The organism is Rhodococcus sp. 5A-K4 (assembly GCF_046097995.1).
GTDB classification, from domain to species: domain Bacteria; phylum Actinomycetota; class Actinomycetes; order Mycobacteriales; family Mycobacteriaceae; genus Rhodococcus_F; species Rhodococcus_F erythropolis.
On sequence record NZ_JBJURM010000014.1, the window covers coordinates 38,825 to 53,729 of the forward strand.

Genomic DNA, 14,905 nt, shown 5'->3' on the forward strand with positions numbered 1-14,905 from the left:
CGAAAATGCCCTGCACACCGATTGGTGTGCAGGGCATTTTGTTTCGAAGCCGTGTACGGCAGCTCGAATCGAGCGATCAGGTATCGAGCTCGCGAGCGACGGCTCGGACGACCTCGGAGATCCGCTGAGCGGTCTTGCGGTCCGGGTACTTGCCGTTGCGCAGATCCGGCTGGACCTTCGCCTCGAGCAACGTGATCATGTCCTCGACCATGCCGTGCAGCTGGTCAGGGGTGTGCTTACGCTCGACGGGCTCACGACGCGTCGCCGTAGCGCCCCGCAACGACGGCGCCGGCTCCAGCACCTTCAGGCTCAGCGCCTGCGGACCGCGGCGGCCCGCAGCCATGCCGAACTCGACGCGCTGGCCGGCCTTCAAGCCTTCGACGCCCTCGGGGAGAGCGGAAGCACGGACGTAGACGTCCTCGCCCTCTTCCTGCGACAGAAAGCCGAAACCCTTTTCGACGTCGTACCACTTCACCTTGCCGGTCGGCACCGCGTTCACCTGCTCATCACTCGACTGGGGCATCTGCCCCAATGTGCTCGGGAGGCTCTCGGAAGAGCCTCATGGCCTTGCTCGCATCGCTTCCGGTGGAAGAATGCAAAAGAACGCGCCCCACACTTGCTTCAGCGGGGCGCGCAGTCTGTTAACAGTCTACCTGTGACGAACCCGGGTCGGCACCCAGGTTTACAGGCACTATCCTCGTAGGTGTGGACCCTCAACCGAACCCGCGCACTTCCGGCACCGGAAACGGTCTGTTCCGTACGGCGATGGCACTGTTCATCGTCGGATTCCTGGCGATCGTGGCCATCTTCGCAGTCCACATCTTCAGCGACACCCCGCCCGGCCTGGCGTTGTACCTGGTGGCACTCGCGTGCCCGATCGGCTTCCTTCTAGCCATCGTCTACACACTCAGATCCGGCCGACGCGTGCGCTGATCACCCCCGCCTTCAACCGAAAGGTCACTGACCATGAGAATCCTCCTGAACGTGATCTGGCTGGTGTTCGGCGGCTTCTGGCTGGCGTTGGGCTACTTCGCCGCAGGCATCATCTGCTGCATCCTCATCATCACGATTCCCTTCGGAATCGCGGCATTCCGCATCGGCATCTACGCACTGTGGCCGTTCGGTAAGACCGTCGTCGACAAGCCGACCGCTGGCGTCGGTTCGATGATCGGCAATGTCATCTGGGTGATCATCGCCGGTATCTGGTTGGCGATCGGACACATCGTCACCGCCGTCGCGATGGCGATCACGATCATCGGAATTCCGCTCGCGGTCGCGAACCTGAAGATGATTCCGATCTCGCTGATGCCGCTCGGCAAGGAGATCGTCGACGTGGACCGCGTCAATTACGCATAGCCGTGGACCGCGTCAATTACGCATAGCCGTGGACCGGGTGAATTACGCGTAAGCGGGCCCGGAGACAGAAGAACCCGACCACAGCAGGTGCTGTGGTCGGGTTCTCTCGTATCAGGTCGGATCAGCGGCCGAGGCTACCGAGTCCGGGGAGGTTACCGAGCGAACCGGTACCCGTTCCCGGGTTGCCCGGATCAACGGGGCCGACCGGACCCTCGGAGACCACGATGGTCACACTCGAAGCGCGCGAAAGCACGCTCTTCGCAGTGATCTCGACGGTGACGCTGCCGACGGCCGTGGGGGTTCCCGAGATGGTGCCGTCCTGTGCGAGGGTCAGTCCGCCGGGCAGAGCACCGTTGGTGAGTGCAAAGGTTGCTCGGGTATCAGCGGCAGTGAGCTTCTGCGAATACGCCTTACCGACCTGAGCGGCAGGCAGTTCGACGGTCGCGGGTAGCGGGTACGCAGCAACGACGGTCACCTTGCCCCCGTTGGTCGTCGACGCGATGGCGCCGGTCGAGGTGTCGAGCGCGAGGTTTTTGACCTTCTCCAGTGCCGGAACCTTGGTATCGGTCAGAGCGGTGGTGGCGCGGGTCGTCAGATCGACCGACCACAGGTGTCCGTTCATGACGTCCGCGACATATGCAATGCCTGCAGCAGCGTCGACGACCACGCCGTTGGGAATCGCGGTCGGAGACAGCGTGGTCTTCGACAGAACCGCGCCGGCCGGGGTGATCGCCCACAGGTTGGTTGCCCGGGTGTCGGTCATGTAGATGTTGCCGGTGTTCGTGTCGACATCGACGTCGACCGGGTAGAGGTTGTCGGCACGCACGATCGACTTGAGTGCTCCGCCCTTGCGTACGTCCGCCTGCCACAGCGTGCGGCCGTAATTCTCGTCGAAGAAGTTGGTGTCCGCGATGTAGAGGAAGCCGCGGACACTGTCGAAGGCGAGCTTGGTCGGCGTTGCCGACTTGTCGACCAGAATGCTCGACACGGCGTCGGCGGCGTTGGGGTCGACGACTCGGATGTTGCCGGACTTGTAGTCCGAGAAGTACGCGCGGTGCGTTGTGGGGTCGACGACGACATCGTTGATCTGCGGCCGCGAGCCGTCGGGGTTCTTCTCGCTCAGCGTGACCGTCTTTTCGACCTTGCCGGTCTTCGTGTCGACAATCGAGATCGCGCCGCCGTAGGAGGAGGACACGTATGCGCGTCCGAGGTCCGAGTCCACGGCAAGTGCCGACGGGTAACCGACGACACCGTCGATGGTGCCGACGGACTTGCCGGTGTTCGTGTCGACGACGGACAACGAGCTGGTCGGTCCGCCGTACTGCGTGATGTATCCGCGGTGGGTTGCCGAGTCGACGACGATGTCGCCGGGCTGGGTTGCGGAATAGCTTCCGACAACACCGTGTGTCGGATCCTCGGGTGAGGCGTGTGCAGCGGGAGCAGTGACGGCCAGGCCGACAGCAGCAGCGGCGACGGCGAGTGACGCGGTGACCGCACGCCGACGGTATTGCAGTTTCATGAGGGGTGCCCTACTTCTTTGGAAGACTCTGCGAACCCTGCCCATTCGGGGCAAGTCAGGCAAACCTAACCTAAGTTTCAATCTCGATTTTGAGACACAGGACACATCTTCGACCTGGATCGGCGCACCTCTCACTCGGCCGGAATTCCATTTCCACATAACGTGTGACCTTGCTCACATTACGGATGGATAACGGAACGGACACAACCGGACATTCACTCAGGCACCCCCACCTACCTGGGAAGAGTCTCCTGCGCTTTGTGTGACGCGTTGTACGTCCTTCGCCACGCCGCGTTATCAAATGGTGACACGAGAGACTCGAGCCGTTACCGTCGTTTTCGGCCGGGAAACTCGGCCACCTCCGGCCCGCCGCGCCAAGCCTTGTCCCGCGGGTACCGGACTTCCGACAGAGCATTCCAGGGACGAGGACGGGGGACCCAAAGTCCTCTGTGAGAACAGAAAAGTTCTCCAGTGGACACCGGTTCGATCGCAAGACCGAATCTTGGGGTGAAGCCAGACCCTTTCCAGCCAGGAAAGGCGAGGCCGGGCGACCTCTCAGCCCGAACCCGACAGCTGACCTCGCAGGCGCGTGTGGAGAGGATTTCGACCATCATGAGCGGACGCCATCGCAAGCCCACCACCACCGGTCGCACTGTCGCCAAGGTCGCCGTCACCGGCGCCATCATGGGCGTAGCAGGAATTGCAGCCACCGGAACCGCAAGCGCTGCCCCCGACTCCGACTGGGATCGTCTCGCCCAGTGTGAGGCCGGCGGAAACTGGGCCATCAACACCGGCAACGGTTACCAGGGCGGACTGCAGTTCTCCCCCAGCACGTGGAACGCACACGGCGGCGGACAGTACGCAGCCACCGCAAACCAGGCCACTCGCGAGCAGCAGATCGTCGTTGCCGAGCGTGTTCTCGCAAACCAGGGTTGGGGCGCATGGCCGTCCTGCTCCTCCAGCCTCGGACTGAGCAGCGGCGCCACCGAGCGTTCCGCTCCGGCCACCACGGCTCCTCAGGCAGCTCCGGCTCCGGCACAGCAGGTCGCTCAGACCGTTGCACACCCGGTCGCTGACGCCATCGATCAGGCAATCGCGTTCGCCAAGGCCAACGGCATCCCGGTCGACCCGCAGATCCTCGCAGTCGCCGACACTGCAAAGACGTTCCTCAAGTAACACCGGTAAGACTGTCCGCTCGGACGCTCGAACATCAAGAAGGCCCGCACCGAATCGGTGCGGGCCTTCTTCGTGTCGAGTTGTTATCGGTTGATGACGGTGTGCGGGTGTACGTAAGGAAGTGACTCCACCGGAACCGGAAAGGTGGTGTCCTCGCCGAAGGGTGAAAGTCCACCTGCGCGGGTCGATGACAATTCGGTCACTGCGTGATCTCCGTCTGCAGTTTCCGGCCATCCTGGATCTACATAGTGTTGCTTCGAATTGTTGGCCACGAAGTCATTTTGACAGGACGCCGTTACGCCGTACAGACCAGGTCTCTAATCTGATACCTGATGACCGAAACACGTGGCACCCCGGCGGGCAGTTCCGCAGCCGAAAGTCTGACCGATTGGCTCTCGGCGCGCAGTGACGCCGAGTTGACGGAGTTGCTGCGTCTGCGCCCCGATCTGGCCGTACCGCCGCCGAGCACGATGGTGGTTCTCAGTGGTCGGGCGCAGCAACGCGCGTCGGTCAGCCGAGCGGCGGACGAACTCGACACCCTGGATTTCGGTCTTCTCGAATTGTTGGCACTGGCCGGCGCCGAGGAAACTCCGATGACGCGGGCGGAGCTCAACAGTGCAATCGCCGAACGCGCCCTGACCGGCAAGGGCAAGGTCACCAAGAAGGCCGTCGACAAGTCACTGTCGAAGATGCGTGAGTCCGCCCTCGTCTGGGGTGTCGATCCCATCAGCGTCGTCCCGGCAGTCATCGGGATGATTCCGTGGCGTGTGGGGCGAGCCCTCGAACCTGCCGAGGCGATGACCGAGACCGAGATCTCGGCAGCCCTCGACGCTCTGGACACCCGCGAGCGGGATCTCCTCGAGACTCTCGCCAACTCCAGCCCGATCGGTCGCACCCGCGACGCCGCCCCCGGAACGCCGCCTGAGCGCCCGGTTCAGCGACTGCTGGCGGCCGGCCTGCTGCGGTGGCTCGACGAGCAGACCGTCGAGCTTCCGGCGACGGTTCGTCAGGTCATCCGCGGCGAGCCGGTTTTCGATCCGACGACGCTGACCGCACCCGTCATCGGGGGCGACAAACTCAAACCCGCGGACGTGAACGCCGCAGCGGCCGGCGAGGCGCTCGAGTTGGTACGCCAATGCGAGAGCGTGATCGCTGTTCTGGGCGCAGCACCGGCCCCAGCACTGCGAGCAGGTGGACTCGGTGTTCGAGAACTACGACGCGTGGCCAAGACGGCCGATCTCGACGAAGCGCGAGTGAGCCTGCTCGTCGAATTGCTCTCGGCAGCCGGACTCATCGCCAGTGGAACGCCCGACCCGGCGCCGGTCTCGGACAACGCGGACGAATACTGGACGCCCACACTCGCCGTCGACGGCTGGCTCAACGCGTCCACAGCTCGTCGGTGGGAGGTGCTGGCGTCCGCCTGGGTCGACGTACCGCGAGTTCCGTGGATGATCGGGCTGAGGGATTCCACCGACAAGCCCATCGCGGCGCTGTCCGAGGAAGGCCGGGCCCCGGCGGCTCCGCGCGATCGCCAGGCCATTCTGGGGCTACTCTCCGAACTCGACAGTGGCCAGACTGCATCGGCCGTCGAGGTAAGTCGACTACTGGCGTGGCGACGCCCGCGATGGAGCGGGCGCCTACGGACGTTCGCAATCGAGCGGACTCTGGACGAGGCCGCGGCCCTCGGTCTGGTGGCCCGCGGCGCGTTGTCGTCACCTGGACGAGCTTTGCTGCACGGCGGGGACGCCGAAGCCGAAATGCAGTCCGCGCTACCCGAGCCCATCGACTACATCCTGGTCCAGGCAGATCTGACTCTGGTTGCGCCCGGCCCGCTCGTACCGGACCTGCTCGAGCAGGTGAGCCTGGTCGCGGACATCGAGTCGGCAGGATCGGCGTCCATGTACCGCATCAGCGAGGACAGCGTGCGTCGTGCGCTCGACGCCGGTCTGACGGCCACCGAACTGCATGCGATGTTCGCCTCGAAATCGAAGACGCCTGTTCCCCAATCACTTTCGTATCTGATCGACGATGTCGCCCGTCGACACGGGCGACTGCGTGCCGGAGTGGCGGCGTCGTTCATTCGATGTGAGGACGCATCACTGCTGGCGGAGGTCCTCGCTTCGGCGGTGGCGGAGCCCCTGGCATTGCGCGCCTTGGCTCCCACAGTCGCGATTTCGCAGGCCCCACTGCGCGAGGTCCTGGCCGAGCTGCGCGCAGCCGGATTCGCGCCGGCAGGTGAGGACTCCTCGGGCACGTTGGTCGATCTCCGCCCACGCGGGGCGCGTGTACCGAACCGTCGCAGCCGACCGGCGTCGCGAATGCCCGCGAGCCCGTCGGCGGATCAATTGGCGTCGTTGGTACGGACGATGCGAGCAGGTGACCGCGCTTCCGCCCCGGGCCGTGGTGGTGTCCGGACGGACGGTTCGAGGGAGAACAATGCCGCCACCATCGCGTTACTGGCCACAGCGGCCCGGGACAATTCGAGCGTCAACATCGGCTATGTCGACGCTCAGGGGGTAGCGACTCATCGCATCGTCGACCCCGTCAGCGTGGGTGGCGGACAGCTGGACGCCTTCGACCCGGCAAGTGGTGCCGTACGCCGTTTCACGTTGCACCGCATTACTTCCGTCAGCCCCGTCGACTCCGGAAAAAAGTAGCAGAAAAGAAGCAACTGGCTTTTTTCTGTAAATGAAGTATGGTCGAGGTCAGTTTGTGATTGCCACTTCGAAAAATGAGGAGCGACAATGGCTGACAAGGCGCCGGGAAAGAACATGAAGAAACCCGCTCAGTCGATCAAGGAACGCCGCGCGGAAAAGCGGGCGAAAACTACGGAGTCTTCCGAGTTCATTCGTAAGCGGAAGCGGAGCTGACAGCACAGTCCAGAGGAAGACGAGCTGACTGCGAAGCTGACCAATGCCTGCCTCCACCGACACCCTCGTGCACCTGCACGAAACATTCAACCTGTTCAAGTCATGTAGTCGAGGAACTGATGCACGCTCGCGCGGCTACGCAGCGGGCATGACCCTGGCATCACTGTGTGTCCTCGACGAACACGCTCGGCAATCCGGAATACTTCTTTCGGATTTACCGCAGAAAGAGAATCAACCATCGTGAAAAGAACAATCCACACCCTGGACCGTATTCAAACGAGACTCGAATCGGAGCTTGATTCCACTCCGGGTGATTCCGAAAAGAATATCGGTTATAGATCCGGAATTTCCGAAGCTATTACTCATGTAATGGAAATGCGGAAGTCAGTGGTCGCACAGAAATAGGAGGCGCATCAATTAGGCGCTCATCCCAATAACTGTCGCACTCCACCCACCAGAAAGACGACCTGGTCCTCGTAGAAGTCGGCAAGTCGCTCCGGCGCGAGCGGCTTGCTGCTTCCGCTCCAATCGTCCGCCCGGCTCAACGCCTGGAGGAAGCCCATCAAGGCAACCGCCCAGCGAGTCTCGAGCCTTTCGGGATCGGTAGCAGGAAAGGTACGACGGACCTGGTCGAGAAGATGATCACGAAGGTGCAGCTCGGTCGCCTCGAGGGCTGGATGGCCCGGTCGTGACATCTGCGGCTGCGAAATCTGCGTGACAATTCTGATCCATCGCATTCCCCGCGTGCGATGGCGAAGAAGCAGTGTCTTGTATGGCGCCGTGACGGCCCGCACCAACGCTTCGACCGTCGGCGGCTCCTTGTCCGCGGCTAGGGCGTCCACGTTCGCGCTGATCTGATCTCGCACCGACGTTCCCATGTCCAACAGCACCGCGGCGACCAGATCCTCCTTGGTGCCGAAATGGTAGTGGACGGACGACGGTCCGAGACCGGCCGCCGCGTTGACCGCGCGCAGCGAAACTGCATCCAATCCCTCTGTCGCGAAAAGCCGTTCAGCAGTTTTGAGCAAACGCAGACGTGTCACGTCGCCTTGACGGTTCTGCCGGGAGTCGGTCATACGAACGAGCTTCGCACGGGCTCGCCGAACTTCTCCGAAGCGCTGACCGCGGAGTCAGAGTGATTCACGGTGTGCTCGCACCCTGTTGTCGCGATCGACCCAGCCGTGGGCGCGCGCGTAGTCCACCATCGCGGAGAACTTCTGCTTCCACTGCGCGTTTCCGACCTGGGCCGCGACGGCTTGTTCCAGGTGAGCAATGTCGAGCCAGACATGATCGTCCTCGAGTTCCCCCCACGGTTCCAATGCCCGACTCAGAGTCGCGGATTGATCGTCGCCGCCTACGACGACCGAGAGACTGGTGAAGTCGTCGACCCCGTTCAGTTCGACGGTCGAGGAGGTGGGGGTGATTGTGACGTCCAGTCGCATGACCTCTTCAACGCTCCTTCTCAAAATACCTGGTTCAGTTGATCGACTTGAAACAACCTTAGACGACATTACTGCGCCAGATAGCGTTGAGCTACAAGTGATTACAAACCTCCCACTGTGCGGGAGGCTCAACTTATTGGATCAGTTGATCCATGTTAGACATCTCCATCAGAGCGAGTGATCCAAATCACTCCCCTGTCGACAGGAGATGTCATCGTGTGGTCCGCATCGTCCATCCGCTTCGGAGCCTTCCTCGCCCCGTACCATCCGCTCGACGCCGATCCCGCCCTGCAACTCAGACGCGACATCGACCTCATGACACACCTGGACCACCTCGGATTCGAAGAAGCGTGGATGGGTGAGCATCATTCGACCGGCGCCGAGATCGTGCCTGCCCCGGACATGTTCATCGCGGCCGCCGCAGAGCGAACCGAGCGCATCCAGTTCGGCACAGGCGTGACGTCCCTGCCCTATCACCACCCGCTGATCACGGCCGACCGCATCACTCAGCTCGATCTGCAGACCCGCGGACGGCTCATCTTCGGCACCGGCCCGGGCAAGATCCCCCTCGATGCACACATGATGGGCATCAACCCGTCGGACCAGCGTCGTCGCCAGGGCGAAGCGCTCGAGGCCATTCTCGCGTTGCTCCGCGGCGAGGTCGTCAACATGGAAACCGACTGGTTCACGTTGCGTGACGCACGCGCACAGCTGCCCACATACCGTGCGGACGGCATCGAGACCGTGACAGCGTCGACGATTTCCCCCAACGGTTCGGTGCTCGCCGGCAAGAACGGGCTCTCCCTGCTCTCACTCGCGGCGAGTTCACCCAGCGGATTCGACGCACTGGATCGCAACTGGGATGTGTACGAGAAGGTCTCGGCCGAGCACGGCCACCACGCCGACCGGGCGACGTGGCGTGTGGTCAATCCGATGTTCATCGCCGAGACCCGAGCCGAGGCCGAGCGCGCCGTGAGCCGACGGATCGGATCGATGGCCTCCTACGTGAATCGACAGACCGGCCAGAACCCGGCCTGGGCAGATACACCTGCCGGAATCATCGACCAGTGGCGCAACGACACGCTCGGCGAGTTCGGTCAGGCGATCATCGGTACGCCCGAAGATGCGATTGCTCAGATCGAGCGTCTGATCGAGAAGACAGGAGGGTTCGGCACGTTCCTGATCCTTCACGTGGACATGGCGAGCTGGGAGGACACCAAACGCAGCTACGAATTGTTCGCCTCCGAGGTGGTCCCGCACTTCCGGAAGCGGAATGTCGGACGTCAGGCGAGCATGCAGTTCGCCGAGGACAACCGCGAATACCTGATCGGCGGGCTGGTCGGAGCGATCACCAAAGCCCATACCGACTACTACGGCCAACCGGCCGAGACGGGAGCCTTGCGCGCATGAGGGCTGTCCGATTCCAACAGGGAGAATTCGCCGTCGCCGAGATGGCCGACGCGCCGCCGTTGGCACCCCATCAGATCCGCATCGACGTCGTCGCCTGCGGAATCTGCGGCAGCGACCTGAGCATGTCGAAGGACCCGTGCCGATTCGTCGAGGTCGCACAGAACGGTGGCTACCCGCTCGCCACCTTCGATCCAGACACACCCGTGGTGCTGGGCCACGAGTACGCGGGTATCGTCGCCGAGACCGGTTCTGCAGTAGACGATTTCATGATCGGTGATCGGGTGGCCGGCATCGGCTTGGCCACCGACACGGCTACCGGGATCCCGACGATCATCGGTTACTCGAACGAATACCACGGTGCGTTCGGCGATCACATCGTTGTCGACGCATTCTGGGTCCGCAAGGTTCCCGACCATCTGTCACTCGAGCACGCCACACTGGCCGAACCTCTACACGTCGGCGAGATGCATCTCCAGCAGTCCGGCCTCACCTCGGCCGATTCAGCGCTCGTCGTCGGTTGCGGGACGATCGGACTGGGTGCCATCGTCGCGGCGAAAGCGAGAGGGGCACAGATCGTCATCGCGTCCGAACCCTCCCCCAAACGCCGCGAGCTCGCCAAGAAGATGGGCGCGGACATCGTCGTCGACCCCTTCACACAGGATCCGATCGAACTGTGGAATCAGATGGTCGCCGAAGGCAACCCGCTCGTGGGCCAGGCCGCGAACGGCATCCTGATCGCCTACGAATGCAGCGGCCGGGCGGGGGTCATCGGCGAACTGATGCGCACCCTGCCGTTCAACTCGCGGATTCAGGTCCTGGCTGCGCCGTTCGGCGACGAGACCATCGTTCCCGTCATCGGGCAGTTCCGAAGGATCTCGATCAACTTCGGTCATGGCCCCTACGAGAACGCGTACGACATCACCCTTGCTCGGTTGGCCGCCGGCGAGATCGACGCCGAAGCGATCATTACCGGCCGTGTCGGGCTCGACGGAGTTTCGGACGCTTTTGCGGCTCTTCGCGCACCCGACGAGCACGTGAAGATCCTCGTCCTGCCCGCTGCAGGTCGTCCGGAATAGCGGTTGGTCCTGCTCTGTTGACGTAGGGGTGCCCGAACTCGGGCACCTCTACTTCTGGCTGTGCGAGCGTCGCCTGTTGGCGTATGCGCTCCGATACCAGGACAATGGCAGGGTTGGCGTCAGCCGACAACGCGGTGCAACGCTCTGTGGCTGCTGCGTTTGTTTCACTAGGAGGCTTCCGTGACCGACGGACCGTTGATCGTCCAATCCGACAAGACGCTGCTGTTGGAGGTCGACCACGAGCGCGCCGGCGATGCCAGGCAGGCAATCGCCCCCTTCGCGGAACTCGAACGCGCCCCCGAGCACGTCCACACGTATCGCATCACTCCCCTGGCCTTGTGGAATGCCCGCGCCGCCGGACACGACGCCGAGCAGGTTGTCGACGCTCTGGTTTCGTTCTCACGATTCGCTGTTCCGCAACCGCTGCTGGTCGACATCGTCGACACGATGGCCAGGTACGGACGCTTGCAGCTGGTCAAGAGCCCGGTGCACGGCCTCATCCTGGTCAGCCTCGACCGGGCAGTCCTCACCGAGGTGATGCGACACAAGAAGATCTCACCGATGCTCGGTGAGAAGGTCGACGACGACACGGTGATCGTCCACCCGAGCGAACGCGGCCGCCTCAAGCAGATGTTGCTCAAGGTGGGCTGGCCGGCCGAGGACCTCGCCGGCTATGTGGACGGCGAAGCGCACCCGATCGATCTCGCTTTCGAAGAGGGCCACTGGGAACTGCGCGACTACCAGCAGATGGCAGCGGATTCGTTCTGGGCCGGCGGCTCGGGCGTCGTCGTGCTGCCATGTGGCGCCGGCAAGACGATGGTGGGCGCAGCAGCCATGGCAAAGGCCAAAGCCACCACACTCATCCTCGTCACCAATACCGTCGCCGGTCGTCAGTGGAAGCGTGAGCTCATCGCCCGCACGTCGTTGACCGAGGAAGAAATCGGCGAATACTCCGGCGAGCGCAAGGAGATTCGGCCGGTCACGATCGCGACCTACCAGGTGATCACGCGTCGTACGAAGGGCGAGTACAAGCATCTCGAACTCTTCGACTCCCGCGACTGGGGACTGGTGATCTACGACGAGGTCCACTTGCTGCCCGCGCCCGTCTTCCGGATGACGGCAGACCTGCAGTCGCGCCGCCGTCTCGGCCTGACCGCAACGCTGGTTCGTGAGGACGGCCGCGAAGGCGACGTCTTCTCGCTCATCGGCCCCAAGCGCTACGACGCTCCGTGGAAGGACATCGAAGCGCAGGGCTGGATCGCGCCGGCTGACTGCGTCGAGGTGCGAGTGACGATGACGGACGCCGAGCGCATGTCCTATGCCGTCGCCGAGCCGGAGGAGCGCTACAAACTGTGCTCGACGGCGCACACCAAAATTGCTGTCGTGAAGTCGATTCTGGCCAAGCACCCGGATTCACCGACCTTGGTTATCGGTGCGTATCTCGATCAGCTCGACGAACTCGGCGAAGCCCTGAACGCCCCGGTGATCAAGGGATCCACCAAGAACAAGGAACGTGAGATCCTGTTCGATCAGTTCCGCAACGGTGAGATCCAGACGCTGGTGGTGAGCAAGGTCGCGAACTTCTCGATCGACCTTCCGGAGGCGTCTGTCGCCGTGCAGGTTTCGGGAACCTTCGGATCGAGGCAGGAAGAAGCTCAGCGGCTCGGACGACTGTTGCGCCCCAAGCACGACGGCGGTCAGGCCCACTTCTATTCGGTGGTTTCCCGCGACACTCTCGATGCGGAATATGCGGCACATCGTCAGCGATTCCTCGCCGAACAGGGCTACGCCTACCGGATCACCGACGCCGATGACCTGCTCGGACCTGCAATCGGCTGAGCATTTCTGCAACACGTTGCAGAATCAAATGGACATACGTCCAGTTATCTGTAGAGTGTCCCCTGTCACAGTCGTGTCCATCGGCCGGGGGTCACCAGCACCATGCGCTCAGTTCCACGTCTACGGGGTCGGCTCGCCGGAACCATCTCGCTGCTGACTGCCGCCGTCGTCGTCGCCACGACCGGCGTCAGCGCCGCGGCACCGAGTCCTGCTCCTACCGCGCAGAACTCGGTGTACGCACTTGCGAACGGTTGCTTCGCGCTGCGCACCGAGTCTGGTGATTTCGTCCGTCGTGACGGGTCGGCGTACCTCACCGACGTAACGAAAGCCGCAGACGCCGAACCGTTCCGGCTACATGCGGCCCAGTTGGGTCGTTTCATGCTGTACGGCCCGGACGGGTCGATGCTCTCGCACGACGGCGCGGACTCGGTACTCGCCACTTCCGAAGCAACTCCCTCCACCGACTGGACCGTGATGTCCACCGGTGAATCGTTCGTTCTGACCGCGACCTCGAACGGCCGTCAACTGATCTCGCGCGATTTGATGCTCACGATGTCCGATCCCGGTGACGTTCCCGAATCTGCGTTCACGCTGATCCCGCGCGACGGCTGCGCCGACTTCCCCGAAGCGGAGGTGGGCGCAAACGGCGTTCCAGGAGAAATCGGACCGAACGGTGAAGTCACCGGATTCATCGACACACACGTGCACATGAACGCTTCCGAGTTCATGGGCGGAAACCTGCACTGCGGCCGACCTTTCGACCCTCAGGGCGTCACCGCAGCGCTCGTCGACTGCCCGGACCATCAACCCGACGGGATACCTGCGCTCCTCGAAAACGTTCTGTCGTACGGCAATCCCTTCGAAACTCACGACACCACCGGCTGGCCGAGTTTCGCCGACTGGCCGGCGCACGATTCACTGACACACGAGCAGACGTACTACAAGTGGGTCGAGCGCGCCTGGCGTGGTGGTCTGCGAATCTTCACCAATCTCTTTGTCGCCAACCGTGTGCTGTGTGAGCTGTATCCGAGTAAGCGAAATCCCTGTGACTAGATTGAGACCGTCCGGATCCAGGCGCAGCAGACACGCGAACTCCAGGACTACATCGACGCCCAGTACGGCGGTCCCGGCCGGGGTTGGTTCCGCATCGTGAGCTCCCCTGAACAGGCCAGGCAGGTGGCCGCCGACGGAAAGCTGGCCGTCACCCTCGGGGTGGAGGTGTCCGAACCCTTCGGTTGCTCTGTGCGCAACGGTATTCCGCAGTGCACCGAGGACGACATCGACCGCGGCCTGGACGAGTTGTACGACCTCGGTGTTCGGCAGATGATCGTCACGCACAAGTTCGACAACGCCCTCGGCGGTGCCCGTTTCGACGGCGGCGTCACCGGAGTGGCCGTCAATATCGGCAACTACCTGGGCACCGGGGAGTTCTGGCAGTCGGAACCATGCACCGGCGTTGCCGAGGACAATGTGCTGCCCACCAAGGTCGACGGCGCACAGAATCTTCTCGCGGTACTCCCACCCGGAGTGACGCTTCCGGTGTACCCCTCTGGTCCGCAATGCAATTCGCACGGCCTGACCGACCTCGGCGCATACACGATCCGAGGTTTGATGGACCGAGGGATGATCGTGGACATCGATCACATGAGCGTCAAGACCGCCGAAGCAGCCCTCGACATTCTCGAAGCAGCGAACTATTCCGGTGTTGTTTCCAGTCACAGCTGGAGCGACCCGAGCCTCTACAAGCGGATCTACGCGCTCGGCGGATTTGTCGCCCTGTACGCCGGGCAACTGGACGCATCGGACGACAAGCCCGAGGAGCGTGGGTTCATCGACCAGTGGCGCGACGCACGGGCAATGCGAAGCGAGAACTACTACTTCGGTTTCGGCTACGGCGCAGACACCAACGGCTTCGGGCCGCAAGCCGCACCGCGCGGTGACGCCGCCGAAAATCCGCTCCAATATCCGTACACCGCCTTCGACGGCACCGTCATGGACCAGCAGCGCGCCGGCACCAGGGTTTTCGACGTGAACACCGACGGTGTTGCCCAGTACGGGATGATTCCCGACTGGATCGCGGACATGCGTATTGCTGCGGGCGCCGACGGTGACACGATCATCGAGGACATGAGCCGTGGCGCCGAGGCTTACCTGCAGATGTGGGAGCGCGCGCGAAACTAGCTACGCTGGTGGACGGCTCCCGGGAGATCGGGGGCC

15 protein-coding genes and 1 riboswitch are annotated in these 14,905 nt (G+C 63.0%); of the genes, 10 read left to right on the forward strand and 5 right to left on the reverse strand.

Annotated elements, in window-relative coordinates; genetic code table 11:
• Positions 1–76: 76 nt before the first annotated feature.
• On the reverse strand, positions 77–490 hold the full coding sequence (locus tag ACKAMS_RS18990) for a cold-shock protein (RefSeq protein WP_007733502.1): 414 nt from the start codon (positions 488–490) through the stop codon (positions 77–79).
• A gap of 215 nt (positions 491–705) precedes the next feature.
• On the opposite strand from ACKAMS_RS18990, the gene ACKAMS_RS18995 reads away from it, so the two are divergent.
• Both ACKAMS_RS18995 and ACKAMS_RS19000 read left to right on the forward strand, forming a co-directional pair.
• Entirely contained in the window at positions 706–933 is a 228-nt protein-coding gene (locus tag ACKAMS_RS18995; RefSeq protein ID WP_003940194.1) for a hypothetical protein, read from the forward strand.
• Between the two features lie 33 nt (positions 934–966).
• Entirely contained in the window at positions 967–1,356 is a 390-nt protein-coding gene (locus ACKAMS_RS19000) for a YccF domain-containing protein (RefSeq protein WP_003939919.1), read from the forward strand.
• A gap of 121 nt (positions 1,357–1,477) precedes the next feature.
• Here ACKAMS_RS19000 and ACKAMS_RS19005 read toward each other — a convergent pair whose 3' ends face one another.
• Positions 1,478–2,875 (reverse strand): YncE family protein, encoded by a 1,398-nt coding sequence (locus ACKAMS_RS19005; RefSeq protein ID WP_021332210.1) that lies wholly within the window; start codon positions 2,873–2,875, stop codon positions 1,478–1,480.
• A 383-nt stretch (positions 2,876–3,258) separates the two neighbouring features.
• A riboswitch (cyclic di-AMP (ydaO/yuaA leader) is annotated at positions 3,259–3,479 on the forward strand.
• 8 nt (positions 3,480–3,487) lie between these two features.
• Between ACKAMS_RS19005 and ACKAMS_RS19010 the strand changes: the two genes are divergently transcribed.
• Positions 3,488–4,051 carry a transglycosylase family protein gene (locus ACKAMS_RS19010; protein WP_019744938.1) on the forward strand — a complete coding sequence of 188 codons (564 nt, stop codon included), beginning with the start codon at positions 3,488–3,490 and terminating at the stop codon, positions 4,049–4,051.
• An 83-nt stretch (positions 4,052–4,134) separates the two neighbouring features.
• On the opposite strand, the gene ACKAMS_RS19015 is transcribed toward ACKAMS_RS19010, so the two are convergent.
• Complete coding sequence (locus ACKAMS_RS19015) at positions 4,135–4,323, reverse strand: hypothetical protein (RefSeq protein WP_019744939.1); 189 nt, start codon at positions 4,321–4,323, stop codon at positions 4,135–4,137.
• A gap of 60 nt (positions 4,324–4,383) precedes the next feature.
• On the opposite strand from ACKAMS_RS19015, the gene ACKAMS_RS19020 reads away from it, so the two are divergent.
• On the forward strand, positions 4,384–6,708 hold the full coding sequence (locus ACKAMS_RS19020) for a helicase-associated domain-containing protein (RefSeq protein ID WP_020908802.1): 2,325 nt from the start codon (positions 4,384–4,386) through the stop codon (positions 6,706–6,708).
• Between the two features lie 87 nt (positions 6,709–6,795).
• On the forward strand, positions 6,796–6,921 hold the full coding sequence (locus ACKAMS_RS19025; RefSeq protein ID WP_019744941.1) for a hypothetical protein: 126 nt from the start codon (positions 6,796–6,798) through the stop codon (positions 6,919–6,921).
• A 425-nt stretch (positions 6,922–7,346) separates the two neighbouring features.
• Here the strand turns inward: ACKAMS_RS19025 and ACKAMS_RS19030 are convergent, their stop codons facing one another.
• Positions 7,347–7,997: a TetR/AcrR family transcriptional regulator gene (locus ACKAMS_RS19030; RefSeq protein ID WP_092763021.1), complete on the reverse strand. Its 651-nt coding sequence runs from the start codon at positions 7,995–7,997 to the stop codon at positions 7,347–7,349.
• A gap of 54 nt (positions 7,998–8,051) precedes the next feature.
• Positions 8,052–8,363: a hypothetical protein gene (locus tag ACKAMS_RS19035; protein WP_060938151.1), complete on the reverse strand. Its 312-nt coding sequence runs from the start codon at positions 8,361–8,363 to the stop codon at positions 8,052–8,054.
• A 216-nt stretch (positions 8,364–8,579) separates the two neighbouring features.
• On the opposite strand from ACKAMS_RS19035, the gene ACKAMS_RS19040 reads away from it, so the two are divergent.
• The 5 genes from ACKAMS_RS19040 to ACKAMS_RS19060 all read left to right on the forward strand — a co-directional run bounded on the left by ACKAMS_RS19040 (position 8,580) and on the right by ACKAMS_RS19060 (position 14,869).
• Entirely contained in the window at positions 8,580–9,773 is a 1,194-nt protein-coding gene (locus tag ACKAMS_RS19040) for an LLM class flavin-dependent oxidoreductase (RefSeq protein WP_037120507.1), read from the forward strand.
• Complete coding sequence (locus ACKAMS_RS19045) at positions 9,770–10,849, forward strand: alcohol dehydrogenase catalytic domain-containing protein (protein ID WP_172932966.1); 1,080 nt, start codon at positions 9,770–9,772, stop codon at positions 10,847–10,849. The genes ACKAMS_RS19040 and ACKAMS_RS19045 overlap by 4 nt, the downstream gene beginning before the upstream one ends.
• A gap of 180 nt (positions 10,850–11,029) precedes the next feature.
• The gene (locus tag ACKAMS_RS19050) at positions 11,030–12,688 is read left to right on the forward strand and encodes a DNA repair helicase XPB (RefSeq protein ID WP_019744947.1); all 1,659 of its coding nucleotides are present in this window, start codon (positions 11,030–11,032) and stop codon (positions 12,686–12,688) included.
• A 102-nt stretch (positions 12,689–12,790) separates the two neighbouring features.
• Positions 12,791–13,741: a hypothetical protein gene (locus tag ACKAMS_RS19055; protein WP_408989376.1), complete on the forward strand. Its 951-nt coding sequence runs from the start codon at positions 12,791–12,793 to the stop codon at positions 13,739–13,741.
• 96 nt (positions 13,742–13,837) lie between these two features.
• Positions 13,838–14,869, forward strand: a complete 1,032-nt coding sequence (locus tag ACKAMS_RS19060; protein WP_408989377.1) for a hypothetical protein — start codon at positions 13,838–13,840, stop codon at positions 14,867–14,869.
• The last annotated feature ends 36 nt before the right edge of the window (positions 14,870–14,905 follow it).